Origin of the sequence: Rhizobium aureum, assembly GCF_030182495.1 — a bacterium.
Lineage (GTDB): Bacteria > Pseudomonadota > Alphaproteobacteria > Rhizobiales > Rhizobiaceae > Rhizobium > Rhizobium tropici_C.
Genome location: NZ_JAQJCI010000007.1, coordinates 222,006 through 244,326, shown reverse-complemented (window position 1 = coordinate 244,326; position 22,321 = coordinate 222,006). Strand labels below are relative to the sequence as shown.

Below are 22,321 nucleotides of genomic sequence, written 5' to 3'. Positions count from 1 at the left end.
CGGCTCTTTCATTTTAGGCGCCGGCAAGCGGCAGCCATGAACGGACGGTAAAGGGAGCACCCCGCTCTTCTTCGATAAAGACGGCGAGGCCGGAAATGTCGAGCGGCTTGCCGGTATGGTCGGCGAAGCGCTCGCGCAGAACGTCGTGCATCTCGGCCTGGCGCTCGGCAGGGACGCGTCCCGTCAGGGTCATATGGAAACGGAACTCGTCATTGACATAAGGATAGCCCCAACGCAGCAGATTGGCACGCTGCTGCTCGGTCAGGCCCTCCGGCTTACGCCGGGCGATGTCATGGTCCGAAAGCGGTGCGCGAAACGGCTCGAAGGTTTTTACCACACGGGAGGCGAAATCCTGCAGCGGCTGGTAAGCGGAACCGGGAACGAGCGCGAAGAAATGGCCGAGTTGGCCGAGTACGAGCTCCGGAATGGCGAAAGCCTTGGCCTGCGAGGCGAATTCGGCAGCGACCTCGAGAAGATCGCGCTCGGTCACCGAAGCGGCAAGCTCGAATGGTGCCTTCAGCGTGGCATGGAAGCCATAGCGGCGCGGATCGGCCGTCAGTTCGGCATGACCTGCCGGCACGGGGCCGATGGCCTTGTCGGAAAAAATCTCGTCGGAAAATGCATCGCGTCCCAGCCAGCGCGCGGCGAGAGATGTCAACGGATCGTCTTTGGGTGGCGTGAAATAGAGAGCATAGCGCAAGGCTGCATTCCTTGGAAAAATCGGCTGCGCGAGACACTGTTGGGTGATTTGCGACAAACCGCAAGAGCAGCAAGGCAGCAACGGTTCGAATCCGGCTAAAGCCGGTTTGAGCGCTACGGTCTTGCCGGCCTGCGCTACCGGATTCCCGTGACAGAATGATGATGGGAAACGATTTTTTACCGATATTTTTATTTCACCCGCGCGCCCATCAGCCGCGAGCGCAAGGCGTTGGATGCGGCATCGAACAGGAAGACGACGATCAGGATCAACAGCACCATGTAGGCGACGTTTTCCCAGTTGGCATTGGTGCGCATCGCTTCCCAAAGCTTGAGGCCGATACCGCCGGCGCCGACGGCGCCGATGATGGTCGCGCCGCGCACATTCGATTCCCACTGGTAGAGCGTCTGACTGACGATGACGGGCACGATCTGCGGCATGATGCCGTAGCGATGCACGAGGATCGTCGACGAACCGGTGGACTTCACGCCTTCGCGCGGCTTGTTGTCGATGTTCTCCAAGCCTTCGGAATAGAGCTTGCCGAGCGTGCCCGTCTCCGTGAGGAAGATGGCGCCGCTGCCCGCAAGCGGGCCGGGGCCAAAGGCGCGTGTCAGGAACAGCGCCCAGATCAGCATGTCCACCGAGCGCAAGAAGTCGAAGAAGCGCTTCAGTACCTGGTTGAGCAACCGGTTCGGCGTGATGTTGCGGGCCGCCATGAAGGCAAGCGGGAAGGCGGCGAGCGAGCCGAGCAGCGTGCCGAGGAAGGCCATGACGATCGTCTGGAACAGCTTGGTCCAGACGTCGCCATGCTGCCAGGCGCCATTGTTCCAGATATTGTCGAATGCCAGCGAGAGATTGGACTGTGCAGGATCGAGCCGCGGGCCCGAAACGATCAGGCTGATGACTTCGCTTACCGGCTTGTCGAAGAAGGGTGAATGCGTATCGAAGACGAAGTTGGCCCAGCCGAGAAAGCGCTTGCGGATCTTCACGCGATCAGTGGAAATGCTAGCATCGCCCGCAAAGCCGAGATTGACCAGGATATTGTCGTCATAGACGGTCATCCAGCTGGGAACAGGCTCTGAGCCGACGATTTTCGGCACATCGCCGGTAATATCGATCGGAATCGTGATGCCGTGCGCGGTGACGATCGCCTGCGTCTTGGTGACGGTTACCATGCGGCGTGTGCCGCTGACGGAAACGGTCTTGCTGCCGTCGGGGTTGGTCTTTACCCAGTCCGGGTTCGGATTGTCGCCCAGCGGCGAAAAGCGCGGATACTTGATGCTGATCTCATCGCCGGAGATGCGGAATTCCGGCTGCACGTCATAGCTCACCCATTCGCTGAGATAGATGCCGACGCGCTCCCAACGTGCTTCTGAAATGACTTTCGGCAGATCGAAGAACCAGACTGCATAGATGCCGTAGAGGATGATGCCGATGAAAATCATTAGGGCACCGAAGCGCTGGCGGAAGGACCGGTGAAGGATTTCCGGGTAACGCGCTTCGATTTCCTGCATGCGGCCGGCGTCGATGATGGACATGGTCAACCTCAATGCTGCAAAAGGAAGGCATGTTCGCCGATCAGACGGCGGCGGAGCCATGCGGAAAACTGGTCGACGGCGATGATCGTCAGGAAGAGAAGTAGCACCAGCGCCAATGTCTTGGCGCCGAAACCGCGCGAAATCGCAAGTTTCAGCTCCTCGCCGATGCCGCCGCCGCCGACGGCGCCGATGATCGTGGAGGCACGAACGTTGATCTCCAGACGCAGCAGTGCGTAGGACATGAAATTCGGCAGCACCTGCGGCAGGGCGGCGAAGCGGACGCGCTCGCTCCAGCTCGCGCCGACGGCGCGCATGCCCTCGTCGGGCTTCATGTCGATATTCTCTACGACTTCGTAGAAGAGCTTGCCGAGCGCGCCGATCGTATGCAGGCCGACGGCGATGATCGCGGCGATGGGACCGATCGACAGGATCGCGGAAAATAGGCCGGCGATGACGATTTCCGGGAAGGCGCGCAGAAGCTCCATGATGCGCTTCGTTACCAGCCGGATCGGATTGGATGGCGACATGTTGCGGGCGGCGAAGAAGCTCAAGGGCACGGCGAAGACGACGCCGATGATGGTCGATACCAGGGCGACATTGATCGTGATGATCATCAGCTCGAAATATTCGGGGATGTAGAAATCGCCCCAGACATAGACGCGGCCAAGCGGGAAATTGAACTCCTCGCCGCCGGTGCCATTGGCCCCGTTCGGGCTCGGCAGGTCGAAGAGCGCGCGGTAGACGTCAGCCCAGTCCTTTGGAATGAGCCAGCTCAGGAAATCGAAGAGATGCGGCAGGCGGTCAAAGAAATGCCCGGCGTTGTTTTCATCGGCGAAGCGCACCGAGCTGACGAAGGCAATGAGCAGGATCACCAGACCGATGCCGGTGTAAAGACGGCGGCGAGCCACCATTTTGCTCCAGGCGTCGCCGATCTCCTTGGCGCTCTGCGGTGCGCTTTGCATGTTCGGGTGCGTATCGGCGATCGTCATGAAGTCCTGCCCTTGTGAATCGCAAAGGGGTGTGAATAGCAAAAGGGCGGCCGTTGCCGGCCGCCCCATTATCGGGATGCAGATCAGCCGCCGATGGCAGCCTTACGGACTTCGATAACGGCGTTGTAGAAGTCCGGGGTAACCTTGACGTAGCCCTTGAAGTCGCCGCCTTCGATGGCGTTGAAGCACTTGGCGTCGGTGGTCGGCAGCTTCAGGAAGAAGTCGGCGAGCTTGGTCTGCCATTCGGTGCCGAGAGCATTGCGAACGACGAGCGGGCCGTTCGGGATCAGCGGCGAGCGCCAGACTTCGACGAGCTTGTTCGGGTCGACGGTGCCCTTGTCGACGGCCTTGCGGAAGGTGCCGGAGGTGAAGCCATCCTTGAAACTGCCGATGCCCGAGGAGTCGTCGACTGCAACGTCGACCTTGCCGTCGTAAGCGGCAAGCAGGTTGTTCTCATGGCCGCCGTTGAACTGGGTCGAGGCGAAGAACTTGTCGTTCGGGGCGCCGGTGGTCTTCGGAATCTGCGTCAGCGGAACGAGGTAGCCCGAGGTGGAGTCCGGATCGGCATAGCCGAGCTTTTTGCCCTTGGCGTCGGTGATCGTCTTGATGCCGGAGGACTTGAGAGCGAGGCCAATGGAGTAGTAGCCGGTCGCACCGTCGGTCTGCTGCGTGGTCAGGATCGGGGTAACGGCCTTCGGGTCCTTGATGGCGACGGCTGCATAGCCGGAAGCGCCGAGTTCTGCGAAGTCGAGCGTGCCGCCGAGCAGGCCCTGGATCACGCCGTTATAGTCTGCGGCCGGGAACAGCGAAACCTTCTCGAAGCCGAATTCCTTCTTCAGGTGGTCGGAAAGGCAGGCGTAGTTGCGCAGGCGGTCGGCTTCGTTTTCGCCGCCGAGAATGCCGACGCGGAATTCCTTGAGATCAGCTGCGTTGGCAGCAGCGCCGACTGCGAGCGCAACGAGCGCCGTAGCGGCAAAGAGTGCTTTCTTCAACATGGGTTCGTCTCCTGATTAACCGGTGTCCCCGGATGTCTTCGGTCTGATAGAAGAAATACGCCCTTGACGCGGGCCTTCGATCCCGGCCGTCCCTCTCAGAGACCGGCCAGCGCCAGCGGTTGCGGGCCGGCAGATTCTGTCGCCGCGGCTTGCACGGCCGGATCGGCAATGTTGATGGATGTCGACGTCATGGTCTCATCGATGCCGGCGCCGTCCTTGTCGGTGCCGTAGATTTCCCTGACGGCTGCTGCCGTCAGATCGCTCGGCTTGCCGTCGAAGACGACCTTGCCGCCTGCCATGCCGACGATGCGTTCGCAGTAGTTGCGCGCCGTATCCAGCGTGTGCAGGTTGGTGATGACGGTGATGCCTTCGCGCTCGTTGATATCTCGCAGCGCATCCATGACGATCTTGGCGTTCAGCGGATCGAGCGAGGCGATCGGCTCGTCGGCCAGCATCATCTTCGGCTGCTGCATCAGGGCGCGGGCGATGGCGACGCGCTGCTGCTGGCCGCCGGAAAGCGTGCCGGCCATCTGCAGGGCCGTCTGCTCGATGCCGAGACGCTCGAGCGCCGCAATAGCTTGGATGCGCTCCTCGCGGGTGAAGACGGAAAGAAGGCTCAGCACCGTCGAACGATGGTTGAGGCGGCCGAGCATGACGTTGGTGAGCACGTCGAGGCGCGGCACGAGGTTGAACTGCTGGAAGATCATGGCGCAGTCGCGGTGCCAGCTGCGCAATGCACGGCCGCTGAGCTTCGAGACCTCGGTGCCGGCGAAATGGATGGAACCGGAGCTGGGATCGGCGAGGCGATTGATCATGCGCAGCAGCGTCGACTTGCCGGCGCCGGAACGGCCGATGACGCCGACCATCTGTCCCTGCGGTATGTTCAAAGTCACGGAATCGACAGCGAGCTTGTTGCCAAACCGGCGCGAGACATTCCTGAGTTCGAACATAGTGCTTCCCTTTCGCGGCTGCCGGGCTGCAGAAATTTCAGCGGTACCGGTGCTAAGAACGGGCGCGTGCCTCTGTCTCCAAGGGAGTTTCGAAGGGGCTGGCGCCGACCACAAGGCAACCGATTAGTCCCGCTTCATGAAGCTCCAATGTCAGTTTTATGTAACTGCTGTTACAATTCCCGGCGATTTTGCAAAATTAGCCGGCTGAGGGCTTTCCTTGGAGTTTAGCCGTCAAACATGCCTGTCGGCAGGCCGTCCATGCTGAAGCTGTTCTTCTCGCGCCGGTATTCCTCAATGCCGTCGGGACCCTTGGCTTTCGCCCATTGATCAAGGCTCGGCCTCTCGCCTTCATAGGTGAAAAGCGGCACGCCGAAACCGCAGGACGTTTGTACGAGATCGAAGTCCAGCCATACGATCTGCCGCGCCCCGAGCGGCTCTTCGTCCGCATAGTGAGCGTGCAGCAATTCCCGATATTCGGCGGACGAGCGATGGATGATCCGGCCGCGGCCATAGAGGCGTAGGATCATCGGCGGCCCTTCGACGGCGCAGAACATGATGGTCAGCCGCCCGTCGGCCTTCATATGCGCCGCGGTCTCGTTGCCGCTGCCGGTGCGGTCGAGATAGATAGCCGTGTTAGGGGATATGATGCGCAGGCACAGCGTCTCGCGGGGCGAAACATTGACACGGGACTCCGATGTCGCGGACGCCGTGAAGAATATATGTTGCCGCGCGATGAAATCGCGCAGCCGGTCGTCGATGCTGGAAAATTGCTTCGCCATGGAAACTCCTCTCGATCCCGTCCTTGCAAGGATCATCTGAAAGCTGGATCGCTTGTCACCGCCTCGCAAGCCCGATGAGGGTCGAAAGCGTCCTCAGGCGGCGTAGCGATCCAGGAAATCTTCCGCAGACAGGGCGCGGAAGTCGGCAAGCGCTGTGCGCAGGCGGTCGTGATCCCAATCCCACCAGGCAAGCCTATCCATGCGCGCGCCGACCTCGGGCGTGAAGCGCTCGCGGATCAGCTTGGCCGGCACGCCGCCGACGATCGTATAGGGCGCGACATCCTTGGAGACGACCGCGCCGGCCCCGATCACGGCACCATTGCCGACCGTCACACCCGGCAAGATGGTGGCGCCGTGACCGATCCACACGTCATGGCCGATGACGACCCGGTTGTCGCGCCGCCAGGTGAAGAAATCCGTCTCCATATCGGCGTCAGGCCAGTAATCGGCGGCGCGATAGGTGAAGTGATGCAGCGTGGCGCGCCATGTCGGATGGTTTGTGGCATTGATGCGCACGGCGGCGGCGATGTTGACGAACTTGCCGATCGTCGCGCACCAGACCGCGCCATCCTGCATGATATAGGAATAGTCGCCCATCTCGACTTCATCGATGCGGCAGCGGTCGGAGACTTCGGTATAGCGGCCGAGCGTCGAATTGTTGACGCTCGCCGAAGGGCTGATGAAGGGCGTCTCGCCCAATTTGCGGCTCATGCGGCGGCCTTCCGCGGCGAGAATTGCGAGACGTCGAGAACGCGGCTGCCGACGGCCTCGCGCACTTCTTCATCGTGGAAGATGCCGAGAAGGGCGACGCCGGCCTGCTTCTTCTGTTCGATCATATCGACGACGACGGCCCGGTTGCGGGCATCGAGCGATGCCGTGGGCTCATCGAGCAGCAGGATGGCGTGATCGGTGATGAAGCCGCGCGCAATGTTGACGCGCTGCTGCTCGCCGCCGGAGAAGGTGGCAGGCGGCAACTGCCAGAGTTCCTTCGGCAGGTTCAGCTGCGCCAGGAGCTCGGCTGCCCTATCCCGGGCCTCGCTCACGGTCACGCCGCGTGCCAGCAATGGCTCGGCGACGACGTCGATGGCAGCAACGCGCGGCACGGTGCGCAGGAACTGGCTGACATAGCCCATGGTCTGGCGGCGGACGTCGAGCACGGTGCGCGGATCGGCGGTGGCGAGATCGACGATCCTGTCCCGGTGAGTGACCAGGATCTGGCCGCTGTCGACGGCATAGTTGCCATAGATCATCTTCAGCAACGAGCTCTTGCCGATGCCGGACGGTCCGCCGAGCACGACGCATTCGCCCGCGGCGACGGAGAAGGAGACATCGGCAACGACGGGCAGGCGAATGCCGTCGCGCAGATGCATGGTGAAGCTTTTGAAGACTTCGGAAACGACGAGTGGGGTTGCCATGTTTCTTCCTCAGACCTGCAGGATCGAAGAGACCAGCAGTTGCGTATAGGGTTCGCGCGGATCGTCGAGAACGCGGTCGGTGAGACCGTGCTCGATCACCTGGCCGTCCTTCATCACCATCATGCGATGCGACAGGAGGCGGGCGACGGCAAGATCGTGGGTTACGATGATTGCCGAAAGCCCGAGATCGTTGACGAGACCACGGACTAGGTCGAGCAGACGGGCCTGCACGGACACGTCGAGGCCGCCGGTCGGTTCGTCCATGAAGACGAGGCGGGGACCGGTTACAAGGTTGCGGGCGATCTGCAGGCGCTGGCGCATACCGCCGGAGAAGGCGCGCGGCTGGTCGTCGATGCGGTCGGCATCGATCTCGACCCGCTCCAGCCAGTCGATAGCCGTGTTGCGGATGTTGCCGTAGTGACGGTTGCCGATCGCCATCAGCCGCTCGCCGACATTGGCACCGGCCGAAACCGTCATGCGCAAGCCATCGGCCGGGTTCTGATGCACGAAGCCCCAGTCGGTGCGCATCAGGAAGCGGCGCTCGGCCTCGTTCATGCGGAAGAGATCGCGATAGGTCTCGTCGCGCATGTGGTATTCGACACTGCCCGTCGTCGGCAGTAGCCGCGTCGAGATGCAGTTGAGCAGCGTCGTCTTGCCGGAGCCGGATTCGCCGACGATGGCGAGCACTTCGCCGGGCCAGAGTTCGAAGGACACATCGCGGCAACCGATGCGGCTGCCGTAGAATTTCGAGACGTCCTTGACCTTGAGAAGGGGTGAGTCACTCATTCGGCAGCCTCCTTGCTAGCCTGCAATCCATCGGGCGCAAGCATAGGGCCGGCATGGCCGTGGGCGCGGCGATCCTCGCAGAAATCGGTATCCGAGCAGACGAACATGCGCCCACCCTTGTCGTCGAGGATCACCTCGTCGAGATAGACCTGCTCCGCCCCGCAAAGCGCGCAGGGCTTGTCGAAGCGCTGCACTTCGAAGGGATGGTCCTCGAAATCCAGGCTGACGACTTCGGTATAGGGCGGCACGGCATAGATGCGCTTTTCGCGGCCGGCGCCAAACAGCTGCAGCGCGTCCGACAGATGCATTTTCGGATTGTCGAACTTCGGCGTCGGCGATGGGTCCATGACGTAGCGGCCGGCGACCTTGACCGGATAGGCGTAGGTCGTGGCAATGCGTCCGTTGCGGGCGATATCCTCATAGAGCTTCACATGCATGAGGCCGTATTCCTCGAGCGCATGCATCTTACGCGTCTCGGTCTCGCGCGGCTCCAGGAAGCGTAAGGGTTCCGGGATCGGCACCTGGTAAACCAGCACCTGGTTCGGCCCGAGCTTGGCTTCCGGAATGCGGTGGCGCGTCTGGATGATGGTCGCCTCTTCCGTGCGGGTGGTGACAGCGACATTGGCGACCTTCTGGAAGAAGGCGCGGATGGAGACGGCGTTCGTCGTGTCGTCGGCCCCCTGGTCGATGACCTTCAGAACATCCTGCGGGCCGATGATCGCCGCCGTCAGCTGCACGCCACCGGTGCCCCAGCCATAGGGCATCGGCATTTCGCGCGAGGCGAAGGGCACCTGATAGCCAGGAATGGCGATCGCCTTCAGGATGGCGCGGCGGATCATCCGCTTGGTCTGCTCGTCGAGATAGGCGAAATTGTAGGTGGCGAGTTCGGTCATTCGGCTGCCTCCGTCATGGGTTCCATGCCGCGGTCGCGAGCCGCTTCGAAGTCGCGGCGCATGCGCCGCACCAGGTCGAGCTCGGCCTGGAAGTCGACATAATGCGGCAGCTTCAGATGTTCGACGAAGCCCGTCGCCTGCACATTGTCGGAGTGGGAAATGACGAATTCCTCGTCCTGAGCCGGCGCAACGATGTCTTCGCCGAGTTCCTCTGCCCGCAGGGCGCGATCGACCAGCGACATGGCCATCGCCTTGCGCTCGCTCTGGCCGAAGACCAGGCCGTAGCCGCGGGTAAACTGCGGCGGTGCCTTGGCCGAACCCTTGAACTGGTTGACCATCTGGCATTCGGTCACCTGGATGCGGCCGAGCGAGACGGCAAAGCCGAGTTCCGGCACCTCGAATTCCACTTCCACTTCGCCGATGCGGATTTCGCCGGTGAAGGGGTGGGTGCGGCCATAACCGCGCTGCGTCGAATAGCCGAGCGCCAGCAGAAAGCCTTCGTCGCCGCGGGCGAGCGCCTGCAGGCGAAGGTCGCGGGTCATCGGGAACTCTAGCGGCTCGCGCGTCAGGTCGCCGATCTCGTGATCGATGGGCATGGTGCCGTCGCCTTCGATCAGCCCCTCCTGGCCGAGGATTTCCGAGACGCGCATCACGCGGCCATCTTCCGCCGGCCGCTGCATCGGCTCGTCGACAGGTTCGTCGGTCAAAAGGCTCGGGTCGAGCAGGCGATGCGTATAATCGAAAGTCGGGCCGAGAAGCTGGCCGCCCGGCAAGTCCTTGTAGGTCGCGGAGATGCGGCGCTCGATCTTCATTGCTGATGTGTCGAGCGGCTGGGAATAACCGAAGCGCGGCAGAGTGGTGCGGTAGGCTCTGAGCAGGAAGATCGCCTCGATCATGTCGCCCCGTGCCTGGCGAACGGCAAGCGCGGCCAGCGTGCGGTCATAAAGCGAGCCCTCGGCCATGACGCGATCGACGGCGAGCCCCAGCTGCGCCACGATCTGGTCGATGCCGACTGCCGGCAGCGAGCGGTCGCCGCGGCGACGGTCGGCCAGCAGCCGGTGAGCATTGGCGATGGCGGCTTCGCCGCCCTTAACGGCAACATACATATGTCACAACTCCGTTGCGGTGATCTTGGTGGTGCGCGGCAGGCAGAGGAATTGCCGGTCCGCCGTCAGGATGAGATCGACGCCGCGCGGGAAGAGCGCGCGATTGTCGTTCCAGATGCGCAGCAACGCGTCCGGCAGCCCAACCGGGCCGATCATGGTCACATCCTTGATGCCAGGCCCCGAAAGCGCCAGTTCCTTGCCGCCCTCCAGGCTTTGGACTTCCAGAACGATCGTGGTCGACCGATCGGGATATTCCTGGGTGCCGATGCCGAACTGGCTGAAGGAGGAAAGCGCCATGCCGGCTTCGATGAAGGCGAACTGCGCCTCCAGCCGATCCGAAATGACGGGCGCTCCGGTGTGGAAGGCGAGCCATTCCGGCAGGCTTGATCTTGCCAGGCTGTTGGAGAGCCAGACAGGCGTGTCGTGATCACAAAGGGTGAGGCCGATGGCGCCAGCGGCAACACCGAGTGGAGCGGGCGGCGCGACGTCAGCCTCAACGGTCTGCAGGGTGCCCGGACGTGCCATGGCGTCCATTGCCTTCTTGAAGACACTCTGGGCATCGAAAACCGGATCGATGAAGCCGCCGGTCAGGGCTTCGTTGCCGAAGGTTGGGGTGCTGGAAAGGCTCATCAATCTTCTCCGCGAACCATGGTGAAGAAATCGACGCGGGTTGCCGCCGTCTCTTCCGCGCGCTTGCGATCATAGTTTTCGATACGTTCGGTCACGGGCTGCAGAATTGCCCTTTCGACGAACTCCTTCGTGGCCGACTGCTGCCAGAGGGCATCGAAGATGGCCGAAAGCCGGACCTTTTCCCGATCCGTGCCGAGCGCGTGAGCGTGCCCGATTGTATTGGATGCCAGCCTGACGGTGGCGCGTGTCACCGTGACTTCACCGAGGTTAAAGGGGGAGCCACCGCCGCCGATGCGGCCGCGCACCATGACGAGCCCTGTCTCCGGTCCGCGCACCGGCTGTACCGTCGGCTTGCTCGGCAATGCTTCCCAGGCCGCCTCGAGCTCGTCGCGCTCGGCCTGCGCCAAGAGATCGGCGACGCGCTTGCGTTCCCGACGCTCCTGAGCGGCCGCTTCCTGCCTTTGTGCTGAATTCATCGCGCCTTCCTCTAAATGTCTATTGATATAGACAACCATACAAGATAGTTTTATATCTATTAGCGAGTCGTGACAAGCGTGTGACAGGGCGAGTGGGCGAAATGGCAGGGCAGAAGATCCAGAGGCAAACGGGCGTGGCGCTCTGGCGGCAGATCGCCGACCGGATTCGGACCTCGATCAACCACGGCGACTTCGACCAGACGGGCATGGTGCCGCCGGAAACGGTGCTGGCACTGCAGTTCGGCGTCAACAGGCACACGATCAGGAGCGCGCTCGCGGCACTAGCGCAGGAAGGGATTGTCCGCGCCGTGCAAGGACGCGGCACGCTGATTGAGCGCAAGGAGCGACTGAGCTTCCCGATTTCAAGGCGCACGCGATTTTCGCAAGGGATCGGCGACCAGGTACGTGAGACCCGCAGCGTGCTGCTTGCATCGGGCGAAGAGGCCGCGAGTATCGAATTGGCCCGGCAGCTCAAGATCAAGACGGGTACGCCGCTGATCCGGCTGGAAACGCTCGGCCAGGCGGATCATCGTCCGGTATCGCGCGCCACCAGCTGGTTCCCGGCGGATCGTTTTGGCGATATCGCTGAGATCTATCGGGCGACGGGATCGATCACTAAGGCATTCAAGGAGCTTGGCGTGCCCGATTACGTTCGCGTCGTCACCGAGATCACCGCAACGCATGCCGATGAAGGCGATCTCACCGATCTGCAATTATCCCCCGGCGCCATCGTATTGGTTGCCCAGGCGCTCAATGCGGATCTCGACAATATCCCCGTGCAATATTCGATTTCCCGCTTCGCCGCCGACAGGGTGCGCTTCACCGTCGAGAACTGATGCCGCACTAGGGAATCGGCTGAAAATCGTTTGGCGGCCATTGCTGTGCGGCATGCAGAATGCGGATTATGCGCACCGTTTCATCAGCAAGATCATAAACCAGCAGATAGTTTCTGTGCACGACGAGTTCGCGTGTCCGGATACGCGGCCGGGTCGGCCCGTCATTGGATGGGTCATGAGTTGTTTCGACCGTTTGGCGAAGAGTTCGTCCAGCGCGATTGCCGCAGAGGCGTTCTCAGCCTCGATATAAATATAGATGGCGCGTCGATCAGCCCGTGCTTCGGGAGTCCACGCAAGTTTCACGAAGAACGCCCGCTGAGTTTGCGGCGTGTTTCTTCTCGCAAGGCGGCAAATTCAGCATCTATATTGTCGTCAGGAATGAGATTGCCGGCGTTGGCTGAAGCAAGACCGGCCTGAACCTGCTGGCGAAACCATGTGTCATATTCAGCGGCATCTTGCTGGCGCCGCACATAATCGCGCATGAAAGCCCGAAGCAACTGCGCACCGGTTTGATCATGCGCTTTCGCAGCCTCGCTGAAAGCCGCCTTCAACTCTTCTTCAACTCGGAAGGTAAATGTCGCGTCGGTCATGTCAGTCCGTGTGTTACATACGCAGTGCAGTGTAACACTTATTGCGGCATTTCCCACCCCTCATCTCAGGCATATGAGGGGTGGTTTCCGTTCAACAGCTCAATGCGCGCCGGACATGTCGCCGAGGACTTCCTTCGAGGCGACGGTGGAATCGGCCTTGAGCTTGTAGACCATGGGTACGCCGGTCGCGAGGTTCAGCTCCAGGATCTGCGCCTTGCTCAGGCGGTCGAGAACCATGACGAGCGAGCGCAGCGAGTTGCCGTGAGCGGCCACCAGCACGTTCTGGCCGGCGAGCACGCGCGGCAGGATTTCTGTGAGGTAATAGGGCCAGACGCGTGCACCGGTATCGCGCAGGCTTTCGCCGCCGGGCGGCGGAACGTCGTAGGAGCGGCGCCAGATGTGAACCTGCTCTTCGCCCCACTTGGCGCGGGCGTCGTCCTTGTTGAGACCGGAGAGATCGCCGTAGTCGCGCTCGTTCAGCGCCTGATCCTTGATGGTTTCGAGGCCGGGCTGGCCGATTTCATCGAGGATGATCTTCAGCGTGTGCTGGGCGCGCGTCAGCGCGGAGGTAAAGGCGATGTCGTACTTGATGCCGTAGTCGGCCAAAGCCTTGCCGCCGGTCTTGGCCTCTTCGATGCCAAGCGCGGTCAGATCCGGGTCCTTCCAGCCGGTAAAGAGATTCTTCAGATTCCAGTCGCTCTGGCCGTGGCGAACGAGAACGAGAGTGCCGCTCATAAATTTCTCCTTAATGAAGCAATTCCAGGAAAAGTGTGTAGCGGTTTTCCGTCCGGAATTGCGAGACAACAAAAGGCTGGAGCGGATCGGCAGTTCCATGCCGATCCGCTCCAGGATCGGATCAACGTGTGGAAAGCCCGAGAACATCGAGCATGGAATAGAAGCCGGGTTTCTTGTCGCGTGCCCAGAGTGCTGCCTGCAGCGCCCCGCGCGCAAACAGCGAGCGGTCGCCGGCATTGTGCGACAGCGTCAGCCGCTCCCCCTCGCTGGCGAAGATGACGGAGTGATCGCCGACCACGCCGCCGCCACGCAAGGTCGCAAAGCCGATCGAGCCTGCCGGGCGCGGGCCGGTATGGCCGTCGCGCACGCGAACGGAATTGTCGTTGAGATCGACGCCACGGCCCTTCGCCGCTGCCTGGCCGAGCAGGAGTGCCGTGCCTGAGGGCGCATCGACCTTGTGGCGGTGATGCATCTCCAGCACTTCGATATCCCAATCGTTCGAAGGCAGCGCCCGCGCCGCCTGCTCGACAAGCACACTCAAAAGGTTGATGCCGAGGCCCATATTGCCCGACTTGACGATGCGGGCATGCCGTGCAGCAGCCTTGAACTTCGACTCGTCTTCGTCCGAACATCCGGTCGTGCCGATGATGTGCACGATGCGCGCCTGGGCGGCGAGACCGGCGAAGGTGATGCTGGTTGCCGGCGTCGTGAAATCGATGACGCCTTCGGCATGCAGGAAGGCGGCAAGCGGATCGTCGGTGACGGGAACGCCGATCGGCCCGAGCCCGGCGATCTCGCCGGCATCCTTGCCGATGAAGGCGGAGCCGGGGCGGGCGACGGCGGCGTGCAGGGTTACGCCCTCGGTTGCGTGGATGATCCGGATGAGAGCCTGTCCCATGCGGCCCGCCGCGCCAACCACCACCAGCTTCATCGCATCGTCGCTCATGTCGTCTCTATCGTCTATTTGCGGGAACTGCTCGAAATCGCCGGTAGCTGCAGGTTGTTGAGCCGAGCGTAGAGGCCATTGTCTGATGTCGCAAGCGTCTCATGGTTGCCCTCTTCGACAACCCGGCCGTTCTGCATGACGACGATCTTCTCGGCGCGGACAACCGTCGACAGGCGGTGCGCGATGACGACGACCGTACGGCCGCTCATCGCTTCTTCCAGCGCCTTCTGGACAGCTGCTTCGGATTCCGTGTCGAGCGCCGAGGTCGCCTCGTCCAAAAGCAGGATCGGCGCGTTGCGCACCAGCGCGCGGGCGATCGACAAGCGCTGGCGCTGGCCGCCGGACAGCGTCACACCATTTTCGCCGACCGGTGTGTCATAGCCCATCGGCTGCGCCTCGATGAAATCATGGGCATAGGCAAGGCGCGCTGCTTCCTCGATCTCGGCATCCGTCGCGTTCGGACGGCCGTAGCGGATATTGTCGCGGATCGTGCCTTCGAAGAGATAGGGCTGCTGCGAAACATAGGCGAGCTGTTCCCGCAGCGACTGTTTCGTTACATGCGCGATATCCTGCCCGTCGATGAAGATGCTGCCGGCCTTCGGATCATAGAAGCGCGGGATGAGATTGATGACGGTGGACTTGCCGGCGCCGGAAGGGCCGACCAGCGCCGTCGTCTGTCCGCCCTCGGCCGTGAAGTTGACACCGGAAAGCACGGATTCGTCGCCATAGGCAAAATGAACGTCGCGGAACTCGATGCGGGCCTCGGTCACGCTGAGCGGCTTGGCATCCGGCAGGTCGCGCTGGCGCGGCTCCATGTCGAGCAGCTCGTAGATCATCCGCGCATTGACGACCGCGCGCTCCAGCTGCACCTGCAGCTTGGCGAGGCGGCGGGCCGGATCATAGGCGAGCAGCAGCGAAGTGGCGAAGGAGAAGAATACGCCCGGCGAAACATTGTCGTAGATCGACCGGTAGGCGGCATAGGCGAAAAGACTGGCGATCGCGAAGCCGGCGACTGTTTCGATCAGCGGTCCGTTGCGCTCCGAAAGACGGGCGATGCGGTTCTGCCGGTGCTCGGCGGCGGTGATCAGCTTGTTGATCTTGCGCTCGAGCTCTTCTTCCATCGTGAAGGCCTTGACAATGGAAACGCCTTGAATGGTCTCCTGCATCGCACCGAGCACATGGCTGTTCAGGACCACCGCATCGCGTGTGGCCGCGCGCAGGCGCTTGGAAATATAGCGCAGCGCGAAGAAGAGCGGCGGCGCGATGACGACGAACGCAATGCTAAGCACCGGATCCTGGAAGACCATGACGCAGAGCAGGGCGACGAAGGTCAGAAGGTCGCGCGCCGTCGACGTGATCGTCAGGTTCATGACATCACGGATGCCCGAGACGTTCTGGCTGATGCGGGCAGCGAGCTGCGCGGAGCGGGCTTCGCTGAAGAAGCCGACCGACAGCGTCATCAGATGCGAATAAAGGCGGCGCTGATAGCGGGCGATGATGTTGTTGCCGATCTTCGACAGGATGACCGACTGAAAATATCCCGCAAAACCGCGCACCACGAAAACGAGGAAGATGCTGAAGCAGATTTTCCAGGCATCGACGATATCGCGGGCGATAAAGGCGCTGTCGATGACCGATTTGACGATGTAACCGATGTAAGCGGTCGAAAGCGCAACGAGGGTAAGACAGGTAATCGCGATGGCGTAGCCGCGAATGTGATCGCGGCCGTTCTCGGCGATAATACGCTTCAGCATGCCGGTAATGGCTTCGCTGTCGACGCTTTTGCTTTTCGGGTCAGGCAATTTCAATAATCGGCTTCCTGTCTTGAACCAAGCGAGCCGCATCTGGCACGTGCTTCCGCGGCTCTATTAAAGAGTTAGCACGGCTTTGGCTAGACATGGTCTGCCGGGCTGGTTAAGGCCGATCACGGAGCCGGGCCCATTATAGAGAAAGCCGGCGCCTTCAAAAAGGCATGGCACACAGGGTTTCAGCGCGCCATGCTCTACCTGGCAATCCGGTTAACGCCGCCAGCGACGGCCTTCCGTGGCAAGGCCGAAGCTCTTGGGCTTGCGGGCGTAGGTCGCAAGGCCCGAAAGCGCCGCCAGCGGATTGATGACCACATGGGTCGGAATCGTCTTCATCATTTCCGTGTGTGGCGCCTTGTCTTCGAAGGCGGCGCGGAACTCCGGCTTCTGCAGCGCCGGCAGGATCTTTTGCGGAATGCCGCCGGAGAGATAGACGCCGCCGCGCGCCATGAAGACCATGGCGATATCGCCGGCGACGCGTCCGAGATAGGTGACGAACAGCGTCAGCGTCTCCTCCGCCTGCGCATTGGTGCCGGCAAGGGCGTGGTTGGTGATGTCGGCCGGTTCCTTCAGGCTCGGCGCGATGCCGTCAGCTGCGCAGATGGCATGATAAAGGTTCTGCAGGCCGCGGCCGCAGATCACCTGCTCGGCCGAGATGCGGCCTTCGATGGGCTCCAGATGCGGCCAGATCTGCAGGTCGCGTTCCGTGCGCGGCCCGAGATCGATATGGCCGCCTTCGCCCGGCACAGGCACCCATTGATGCTGGGTATGGACCAGGGCGCCCACGCCAAGCCCGGTGCCCGGTCCGAGTACGACACGCGATGCGGTCTTGGTTCCGGATGCTTCACCGATGGTCTGGCGATGCTCGTCGGAAATCTCGGCGATCGCCAGCGCCTGCGCCTCGAAATCGTTGATGACGAGCACGTCCTCGATGCCGAGATTGGCGATCATCGTCTTCGGACGGATCACCCAGTCGCAATTTGTGAGCGGAATTTCATCGCCTTGGACAGGGCCGGCCATGGCGAGGATTGCGGCGCGGGGCCGTGTCTTCGTCTTTTCGAGGATCAGCTTGATCGCATCGTCGATCGTCTCGAAATTCGCCGTCTGCACGACCGGAAAATGCTCCGGCTCGGAGCCTGCATCGACAAGGATCGAGAAACGCGCATTGGTCCCACCAATATCGCCGATCAGAATGGGAAACGGCGGGGGGGCATCGCTGTGATTGAGCTCGGGCATGGACAGGTCCGTGTCTGCCGCCGGCAAGGCGGATTAATGGTTCAGTGTTTTGATCAGCCGCTCGGCGGTGGATTCGTTGAGTGCCATCGGAATGTCGTAGAGAACGGCAAGCCGCGTCAATGCCTTCACATCGACGTCGTGCGGCAGGGGCGTGAGGGGATCGATGAAGAAGATGAGCATGTCGATCTCGCCGGTGGCGATGAGAGCGCCGATCTGCTGATCGCCGCCAAGCGGCCCGCTTTTCAGGCGGGTGACCTTGAGGTCGGGGCAGGCATCAAGCACTCGGCCGCCCGTCGTGCCGGTCGCAACGATCTTCCAATCGGCAAGAGCTGCCTGGTTGCGCCGTGCGAACTCCGCCATCGCATCTTTTTTCTGATCATGCGCGATCAAGGCGATGCATTTGCTGCCGGCCATGAAATCCTTGCTCCACCCAGTGCTTTCAATCGATTTATCCGCCTTCTATACCAAGGAGACCTGTTTTAAAAGGCTGAACCGGCAAGGAGGTTTCCGGCCTCATTGCTGCGGGATTTGGCCGGGCGGCGTGTCGCCGGAAACAGATCCGGAGGCAGGCCCAGAGACAGGTAACGCGTTCGTTTCCGCCGCTGCATCGGCAGCTTTGGCGCCAAAGGTTGCGGCGCGAGCCGATGCGACCGATGGTGCCGCCACTATGGCCTGGCAGGCTTTGGGCAGATCGGAAACCATGACCTCGCGCGGCTTGACCGGAGGTTTCGTGCTCGGCTTCGGCTTCGCCCACGGCTCGGGACCGAACCACCAGGCGAGCGGCTTGTCGCAGCCGTCGCCCGCGGCGACCGGCGCCTGCCCTGTGCAGCCGACGGAGCCGGCTGGGCAACGGAGGCGGATATGGAAATGCGAGTCATGCCCGTATTCCGGCCGCAGCTTGCTGAGATTAGTGCGATCGCCCGTCCAGGTCTCGCACATCTTCTTCTTGATCGCCGGGTTGACGAAGATGCGCTCGACTTCGGGATAGCTCGCCGCCCGCATGAGCAGGCGGGCATGCGCCTGCGTCCAGACCTTGTCGTTGATCGTCAGGAACTTGTCCTTGGCGAGCATCGTGGTGAAGGGCAGGGTTTCGCGCTCTTCCGCCGTCATCTTGTGCCGTGGCATCGGCGTCAGCCAGACGTCGGCATCGAGGCCGATCTGATGCGAGGCATGGCCGTTTGCCATCGGGCCGCCGCGCGGCTGCGAGATATCGCCGACGAGCAGGCCCGGCCAGCCGTCATTCCTGGCCGCATCGCGCGACAGCCGCTCGAGCAGACCGATCATTTCAGGCCGGCCCCAGCGGCGATTGCGCGACAGGCGCATCGCCTGCCAGGTCGGACCGTCCGCGGGCAGCGCGACCGCGCCGGCAAGGCAGCCCTTGGCATAGAAACCGATCGATTGCGGCGGTCCCTGCGTCGGCAGTGTCACAGCTCCGAAGACGGCCTTGGCGCTGCCGGGCGAGGGGGGTGCCTGCTGCGCCAGCGCATCGCCGGCGATAAGACCCATTCCAATCATTGTCGCGAAAGAGACTTTGCCGATTGTTGGAAGGGAGCGAGCCAGAAGTGAAATCATGCATATCCTTGAGCGGCGGTCGGCGTTATCCAAAGTGATTTGGGCCGAAGTGATTTGCCCCGAGATTATCCTGAAAAGCAATGGAAGTTAATCCGCGACATGGCCGGCGGCCGACAAGCGACCGCCTTCTCATGACTGCACTAAGGCTTCGGACCGATCAGTTCGCCAGGATTTCCGCCGTCTTGCGGATGCGCGACAGCCGCGGCAGCACTTTCGTGCAGGCGAAATCCTGCATCTCCTGCGAAAGGGTCGTTACGGCATCTTCCGCGACGATCACGGCATAATTTGCGGCATAGCCGTCGCGTACGGTCGCTTCCACGCCGAAATTGGTGGCGACTCCCGTCACGATCAAAGTGTTGATGCCGCGGCGGCGAAGCTGCAGATCGAGTTCCGTGCCGTAGAAGGCGCTCCATTGACGCTTGACGATGGCCACATCCGGCGTCAGCGCCGCCATCTCGGCGGGCGCTTCCAACGCGGCCGGCGGCAAACCTCCTGGGGGAAGCGTGAAGCTTTCGTCAGTCGGCTGATTGACAGCGTCGGCATAGTCTGCGGAAAATCCGACCGTTACGAAAACGGTCGTTCCGCCATAGGCTTTCAGCCTGTTTGCGATGGCAACCGTATTGGCGACGATCTGCTGGGCAGGATGGGGCGCGAGCGGTCTGGTAAGAACGAGGCCCTGCAAGTCGATGGAAATAAGAGCGGTGGTCTTGGGATCGTAAAGCGGCATCTGGAGCTCCGAAAGAAATATGAGGCTATCCTCACAATGAAAAATATGAGGGAAGCCTCACAAAAATCAAGTGAAGCATTGAAGACACGAACGCCGAAGCGGCAGCGCGGCCATGAGCGCGTCGTCATATTGCTGGAGGCGGCCGCAAAGGTTTTCGCGCGTAAGGGCTACGACGCAGCAACGATGACGGAGATTGCGGCCGAGGCGCATTCTTCCATAGGCTCGCTCTATCAGTTCTTTCCGACCAAGCCCTTGCTGGCCGAAGCGCTGCATATCGAACGCCTGGAGCGATTGAAAGCCGGGCTTCGGGACATGGCGGAACGGAGCACCGGCCTTTCCGCAGCCGATAGCGGCGAGGCGATCTTCGATGCGCTCAGCGCCTTCATGGATGAATATCCGGAGTTTTCGGTGCTGGCGGGTCGCCGCGATATTCCGAAGGAGCGCAAGGCGCGCTCACGGGCGGAGCTGAAGGAACTGATCGCCGGCGTTCTGCGGCGGGCGCAGCCGCCGATATCGGACGATATCGCGCTGATGTCGGGCATCGTACTCGAACTGCTGCGCATCGTCGTTGCCGTCGCCGCCGAGCCTGATGCCGCCGAGGACCGCCGCGTCGCCGGCGAATTGCGGCTGATGCTGCGCAAACGTCTTGAAGAAGCTGCGGCAAAGGGCTGATTCCTGGAGATGGTCTTCGGCGTCTTTGCAAAGAGATGAGTTGTTGCGTCCTGCTTTTTGCCCTCATTTGCCTTATGCTGATTCTCGGAAAACATCAGGAGATCATGAATGGCATTGTCGCGGTTGAAAGCAGGCTTGGTCGTTTCTCTTCTTTGCCTGCTGGCAATGCCTCTATCCTCGCAAGCCGAAGAGCCGCAATTCCGCATCGGTACGGCCATTCTCGGCGACCTGAAATATCAGCCCGGCTTCAAGCATTTCGACTATGTCAATCCGGATGCGCCGAAGGGCGGTGAGGTGAAGCTGTCTGCCAGCGGCACGTTCGATACCCTCAATCCGGTGCTATCGAAGGGCAATATCGTCGATGGTACCGAACTGATCTACGATACGCTGCTGAAGAAGGCCGATGATGAGGCCAATTCCTCCTACGGCCTGCTTGCCGAGGGCGTTTCCTATCCCGATGACGTCTCGAGCGCCACCTTCCGGCTGCGTGCCGAGGCAAAGTGGGCCGATGGAACACCGGTGACGCCCGAGGATGTCATCTTCAGCTTCGAGAAAACCAAAGAACTCAATCTATTGGTGACAGGATATTACACCCATGTCGTGAGCGCCGAAAAGACAGGCGAGCGCGACGTTACCTTCCACTTCGATGAGAAAGGTAACCGCGAGCTGCCCTCGATCCTGGGTCAGCTTACGATCCTGCCAAAACATTGGTGGGAAGCAAATGGCCCTGATGGCAAGCCCCGCGATATCTCGCGCACCACACTTGAGCCGGTCATGGGATCAGGTCCCTACAAGATCGCATCAATGCAACCGGGGTCCTCGATCCGCTATGAACTGCGTGATGATTACTGGGGCAAAAACCTGCCGGTCAATATCGGCGAGAACAATTTCGGCGCGATAAACTATGTCTATTTTTCCGATTATGACGTCGCCTTCGAGGCGTTTCGCAGCGGCGTCATCGATTACTGGCAGGACAATTCGACAAGCCATTGGGTGACCGGATACGATTTTCCGGCCGCCAAGGATGGGCGCATCAAGCGTGAGGAATTGCCCAACACACTGCGCTCGGTCGGCGTCATGCAGGCGCTCGTTCCCAATATGCGCCGCGAACAGTTCAAGGACGAACGTGTGCGCGAGGCGCTGAACTACGCTTACGATTTCGAGGAACTGAATCGGACCCTTTCCTTTGGCAAGTTGACGCGCGTCGACAGCTTCTTTTTCGGTACGAAATTCGCTTCCTCTGGCCTGCCGCAAGGGGAGGAGCTCAATGTCCTGAATAGTGTCAAGGACAAGGTACCTGCCGAGGTCTTTACCACGCCTTATGCCAATCCGGTCGCCGGCGATCCGCAGAAGGCGCGCGATAATTTCCGTAAGGCGATTGCCCTGTTCAAGGAGGCCGGCTGGGTCCTCAAGGGCAATAAGATGGTGAACGCGCAGACCGGTCAGCCGTTTTCGCTGGAGCTCCTCTTGAACAATCCTTCACTGGAAAGGTCGGTGCTGCCGTATATTCAGAATCTGAAGCGCATCGGCATCGATGCCAGCATCAGGACTGTCGATCCCTCGCAGTACGTCAACCGCGTTCGCAGCTTCGATTACGATATGATCTGGGTCGTCTGGGCGGAGACGTTGAATCCCGGCAACGAGCAGCTTGATTTCTGGGGTTCGGCCGCCGCCGGCCGCCAGGGATCCCGCAACTATGCGGGTATTTCCGATCCGGGCGTCGACGCGCTTATTCAGAAGGTGATCTTCGCAAAGGACGTGGCGGAAAAGGAAGCGACGGTCAAAGCGCTCGATCGTGTACTGCTTGCCCATCATTATGTCCTGCCGACCTTCTACGGGACGACGACACGAATCGCTTACTGGGACAAGTTCGAGCATCTGCCCGAATTGCCCTATTATTCGATCGGCTTCCCTGAAGTCTGGTGGTCGAAAAGCGCCAGAAAGTGAG

At 61.4% G+C, this 22,321-nt stretch carries 24 protein-coding genes and 2 pseudogenes; 3 read left to right on the top strand and 23 right to left on the bottom strand.

Annotation, left to right across the window (positions count from 1 at the left end):
* Positions 1–13: 13 nt before the first annotated feature.
* The 13 genes from PH552_RS18990 to phnG all read right to left on the bottom strand — a co-directional run bounded on the left by PH552_RS18990 (position 14) and on the right by phnG (position 11,254).
* Positions 14–700, bottom strand: a complete 687-nt coding sequence (locus PH552_RS18990) for a DUF1045 domain-containing protein (protein WP_112341817.1) — start codon at positions 698–700, stop codon at positions 14–16.
* A 188-nt stretch (positions 701–888) separates the two neighbouring features.
* Positions 889–2,235 (bottom strand): phosphonate ABC transporter, permease protein PhnE, encoded by a 1,347-nt coding sequence (gene phnE, locus PH552_RS18985; protein WP_112341818.1) that lies wholly within the window; start codon positions 2,233–2,235, stop codon positions 889–891.
* Positions 2,236–2,243: 8 nt separating this feature from the next.
* Complete coding sequence (phnE, locus tag PH552_RS18980; protein ID WP_285166231.1) at positions 2,244–3,224, bottom strand: phosphonate ABC transporter, permease protein PhnE; 981 nt, start codon at positions 3,222–3,224, stop codon at positions 2,244–2,246.
* A gap of 83 nt (positions 3,225–3,307) precedes the next feature.
* Positions 3,308–4,219 (bottom strand): phosphonate ABC transporter substrate-binding protein, encoded by a 912-nt coding sequence (gene phnD, locus PH552_RS18975; protein WP_285166229.1) that lies wholly within the window; start codon positions 4,217–4,219, stop codon positions 3,308–3,310.
* A gap of 95 nt (positions 4,220–4,314) precedes the next feature.
* The gene (phnC, locus tag PH552_RS18970) at positions 4,315–5,169 is read right to left on the bottom strand and encodes a phosphonate ABC transporter ATP-binding protein (protein WP_145645943.1); all 855 of its coding nucleotides are present in this window, start codon (positions 5,167–5,169) and stop codon (positions 4,315–4,317) included.
* 224 nt (positions 5,170–5,393) lie between these two features.
* A complete protein-coding gene (locus PH552_RS18965; RefSeq protein ID WP_145645946.1) occupies positions 5,394–5,948 on the bottom strand; it encodes a pyridoxamine 5'-phosphate oxidase family protein in 555 nt (184 codons plus the stop codon).
* A 93-nt stretch (positions 5,949–6,041) separates the two neighbouring features.
* Positions 6,042–6,659, bottom strand: coding sequence for a DapH/DapD/GlmU-related protein (locus tag PH552_RS18960; protein WP_112341823.1), 618 nt, complete (start codon positions 6,657–6,659; stop codon positions 6,042–6,044).
* The gene (gene phnL / locus PH552_RS18955; RefSeq protein WP_113250892.1) at positions 6,656–7,363 is read right to left on the bottom strand and encodes a phosphonate C-P lyase system protein PhnL; all 708 of its coding nucleotides are present in this window, start codon (positions 7,361–7,363) and stop codon (positions 6,656–6,658) included. Before phnL ends, PH552_RS18960 begins: the two co-directional genes overlap by 4 nt.
* Positions 7,364–7,372: 9 nt before the next feature.
* Positions 7,373–8,149: a phosphonate C-P lyase system protein PhnK gene (phnK, locus tag PH552_RS18950; RefSeq protein WP_015338361.1), complete on the bottom strand. Its 777-nt coding sequence runs from the start codon at positions 8,147–8,149 to the stop codon at positions 7,373–7,375.
* A complete protein-coding gene (locus PH552_RS18945; protein WP_169643984.1) occupies positions 8,146–9,042 on the bottom strand; it encodes an alpha-D-ribose 1-methylphosphonate 5-phosphate C-P-lyase PhnJ in 897 nt (298 codons plus the stop codon). Before PH552_RS18945 ends, phnK begins: the two co-directional genes overlap by 4 nt.
* On the bottom strand, positions 9,039–10,148 hold the full coding sequence (locus PH552_RS18940) for a carbon-phosphorus lyase complex subunit (protein ID WP_285166228.1): 1,110 nt from the start codon (positions 10,146–10,148) through the stop codon (positions 9,039–9,041). The genes PH552_RS18945 and PH552_RS18940 overlap by 4 nt, the downstream gene beginning before the upstream one ends.
* A 3-nt stretch (positions 10,149–10,151) precedes the next feature.
* Positions 10,152–10,778, bottom strand: coding sequence for a phosphonate C-P lyase system protein PhnH (gene phnH / locus PH552_RS18935; RefSeq protein WP_113250895.1), 627 nt, complete (start codon positions 10,776–10,778; stop codon positions 10,152–10,154).
* Positions 10,778–11,254, bottom strand: coding sequence for a phosphonate C-P lyase system protein PhnG (gene phnG / locus PH552_RS18930; RefSeq protein WP_112341828.1), 477 nt, complete (start codon positions 11,252–11,254; stop codon positions 10,778–10,780). The genes phnH and phnG overlap by 1 nt, the downstream gene beginning before the upstream one ends.
* 101 nt (positions 11,255–11,355) lie before the next feature.
* On the opposite strand from phnG, the gene phnF reads away from it, so the two are divergent.
* Entirely contained in the window at positions 11,356–12,090 is a 735-nt protein-coding gene (gene phnF, locus PH552_RS18925; protein ID WP_183765496.1) for a phosphonate metabolism transcriptional regulator PhnF, read from the top strand.
* A gap of 7 nt (positions 12,091–12,097) precedes the next feature.
* On the opposite strand, the pseudogene PH552_RS33770 reads toward phnF, so the two are convergent.
* The 10 genes and pseudogenes from PH552_RS33770 to PH552_RS18880 all read right to left on the bottom strand — a co-directional run.
* Positions 12,098–12,247, bottom strand: a pseudogene (locus tag PH552_RS33770) (type II toxin-antitoxin system RelE/ParE family toxin); the annotation flags it as partial.
* A gap of 69 nt (positions 12,248–12,316) precedes the next feature.
* A pseudogene (locus PH552_RS33765) lies at positions 12,317–12,393 on the bottom strand (type II toxin-antitoxin system mRNA interferase toxin, RelE/StbE family); the annotation flags it as partial.
* A complete protein-coding gene (locus PH552_RS18915) occupies positions 12,390–12,680 on the bottom strand; it encodes a CopG family ribbon-helix-helix protein (RefSeq protein ID WP_112341830.1) in 291 nt (96 codons plus the stop codon). The pseudogene PH552_RS33765 and the gene PH552_RS18915, both read right to left, overlap by 4 nt.
* 99 nt (positions 12,681–12,779) lie before the next feature.
* Complete coding sequence (locus PH552_RS18910) at positions 12,780–13,415, bottom strand: 2,3-bisphosphoglycerate-dependent phosphoglycerate mutase (RefSeq protein WP_112341831.1); 636 nt, start codon at positions 13,413–13,415, stop codon at positions 12,780–12,782.
* Positions 13,416–13,536: 121 nt separating this feature from the next.
* The gene (gene dapB, locus PH552_RS18905) at positions 13,537–14,361 is read right to left on the bottom strand and encodes a 4-hydroxy-tetrahydrodipicolinate reductase (protein WP_112341832.1); all 825 of its coding nucleotides are present in this window, start codon (positions 14,359–14,361) and stop codon (positions 13,537–13,539) included.
* Positions 14,362–14,375: 14 nt separating this feature from the next.
* Positions 14,376–16,115, bottom strand: coding sequence for an ABC transporter ATP-binding protein (locus PH552_RS18900; RefSeq protein WP_432421999.1), 1,740 nt, complete (start codon positions 16,113–16,115; stop codon positions 14,376–14,378).
* A 264-nt stretch (positions 16,116–16,379) separates the two neighbouring features.
* Positions 16,380–17,402 carry a glucokinase gene (locus PH552_RS18895; protein ID WP_112341897.1) on the bottom strand — a complete coding sequence of 341 codons (1,023 nt, stop codon included), beginning with the start codon at positions 17,400–17,402 and terminating at the stop codon, positions 16,380–16,382.
* A 33-nt stretch (positions 17,403–17,435) separates the two neighbouring features.
* A complete protein-coding gene (locus tag PH552_RS18890; RefSeq protein WP_112341834.1) occupies positions 17,436–17,816 on the bottom strand; it encodes a methylglyoxal synthase in 381 nt (126 codons plus the stop codon).
* A 99-nt stretch (positions 17,817–17,915) separates the two neighbouring features.
* Entirely contained in the window at positions 17,916–18,974 is a 1,059-nt protein-coding gene (mepA, locus tag PH552_RS18885) for a penicillin-insensitive murein endopeptidase (RefSeq protein WP_112341835.1), read from the bottom strand.
* A gap of 157 nt (positions 18,975–19,131) precedes the next feature.
* The gene (locus PH552_RS18880; protein ID WP_285166227.1) at positions 19,132–19,701 is read right to left on the bottom strand and encodes an isochorismatase family protein; all 570 of its coding nucleotides are present in this window, start codon (positions 19,699–19,701) and stop codon (positions 19,132–19,134) included.
* A gap of 36 nt (positions 19,702–19,737) precedes the next feature.
* On the opposite strand from PH552_RS18880, the gene PH552_RS18875 reads away from it, so the two are divergent.
* Positions 19,738–20,373, top strand: a complete 636-nt coding sequence (locus tag PH552_RS18875; RefSeq protein ID WP_112341837.1) for a TetR/AcrR family transcriptional regulator — start codon at positions 19,738–19,740, stop codon at positions 20,371–20,373.
* A gap of 108 nt (positions 20,374–20,481) precedes the next feature.
* Positions 20,482–22,320, top strand: a complete 1,839-nt coding sequence (locus PH552_RS18870) for an extracellular solute-binding protein (protein ID WP_285166226.1) — start codon at positions 20,482–20,484, stop codon at positions 22,318–22,320.
* Position 22,321: the final 1 nt, after the last annotated feature.

Bases quoted from the DNA above. Each gene is read 5' to 3' on its own strand.
- phnE (WP_285166231.1), bottom strand. From the start codon at position 3,224: ATGACGATCGCCGATACGCACCCGAACATGCAAAGCGCACCGCAGAGC.
- phnD (WP_285166229.1), bottom strand. From the start codon at position 4,219: ATGTTGAAGAAAGCACTCTTTGCCGCTACGGCGCTCGTTGCGCTCGCA.
- PH552_RS18945 (WP_169643984.1), bottom strand. From the start codon at position 9,042: ATGACCGAACTCGCCACCTACAATTTCGCCTATCTCGACGAGCAGACC.
- phnF (WP_183765496.1), top strand. From the start codon at position 11,356: ATGGCAGGGCAGAAGATCCAGAGGCAAACGGGCGTGGCGCTCTGGCGG.
- PH552_RS18900 (WP_432421999.1), bottom strand. From the start codon at position 16,115: ATGCTGAAGCGTATTATCGCCGAGAACGGCCGCGATCACATTCGCGGC.
- mepA (WP_112341835.1), bottom strand. From the start codon at position 18,974: ATGATTTCACTTCTGGCTCGCTCCCTTCCAACAATCGGCAAAGTCTCT.
- phnC (WP_145645943.1), bottom strand. From the start codon at position 5,169: ATGTTCGAACTCAGGAATGTCTCGCGCCGGTTTGGCAACAAGCTCGCT.
- PH552_RS18875 (WP_112341837.1), top strand. From the start codon at position 19,738: ATGAAAAATATGAGGGAAGCCTCACAAAAATCAAGTGAAGCATTGAAG.
- phnH (WP_113250895.1), bottom strand. From the start codon at position 10,778: ATGAGCCTTTCCAGCACCCCAACCTTCGGCAACGAAGCCCTGACCGGC.
- dapB (WP_112341832.1), bottom strand. From the start codon at position 14,361: ATGAGCGACGATGCGATGAAGCTGGTGGTGGTTGGCGCGGCGGGCCGC.
- phnL (WP_113250892.1), bottom strand. From the start codon at position 7,363: ATGGCAACCCCACTCGTCGTTTCCGAAGTCTTCAAAAGCTTCACCATG.
- phnG (WP_112341828.1), bottom strand. From the start codon at position 11,254: ATGAATTCAGCACAAAGGCAGGAAGCGGCCGCTCAGGAGCGTCGGGAA.
- PH552_RS18940 (WP_285166228.1), bottom strand. From the start codon at position 10,148: ATGTATGTTGCCGTTAAGGGCGGCGAAGCCGCCATCGCCAATGCTCAC.
- PH552_RS18960 (WP_112341823.1), bottom strand. From the start codon at position 6,659: ATGAGCCGCAAATTGGGCGAGACGCCCTTCATCAGCCCTTCGGCGAGC.
- PH552_RS18915 (WP_112341830.1), bottom strand. From the start codon at position 12,680: ATGACCGACGCGACATTTACCTTCCGAGTTGAAGAAGAGTTGAAGGCG.
- PH552_RS18895 (WP_112341897.1), bottom strand. From the start codon at position 17,402: ATGCCCGAGCTCAATCACAGCGATGCCCCCCCGCCGTTTCCCATTCTG.
- PH552_RS18965 (WP_145645946.1), bottom strand. From the start codon at position 5,948: ATGGCGAAGCAATTTTCCAGCATCGACGACCGGCTGCGCGATTTCATC.
- phnK (WP_015338361.1), bottom strand. From the start codon at position 8,149: ATGAGTGACTCACCCCTTCTCAAGGTCAAGGACGTCTCGAAATTCTAC.
- phnE (WP_112341818.1), bottom strand. From the start codon at position 2,235: ATGTCCATCATCGACGCCGGCCGCATGCAGGAAATCGAAGCGCGTTAC.
- PH552_RS18910 (WP_112341831.1), bottom strand. From the start codon at position 13,415: ATGAGCGGCACTCTCGTTCTCGTTCGCCACGGCCAGAGCGACTGGAAT.
- PH552_RS18880 (WP_285166227.1), bottom strand. From the start codon at position 19,701: ATGCCGCTTTACGATCCCAAGACCACCGCTCTTATTTCCATCGACTTG.
- PH552_RS18890 (WP_112341834.1), bottom strand. From the start codon at position 17,816: ATGGCCGGCAGCAAATGCATCGCCTTGATCGCGCATGATCAGAAAAAA.
- PH552_RS18870 (WP_285166226.1), top strand. From the start codon at position 20,482: ATGGCATTGTCGCGGTTGAAAGCAGGCTTGGTCGTTTCTCTTCTTTGC.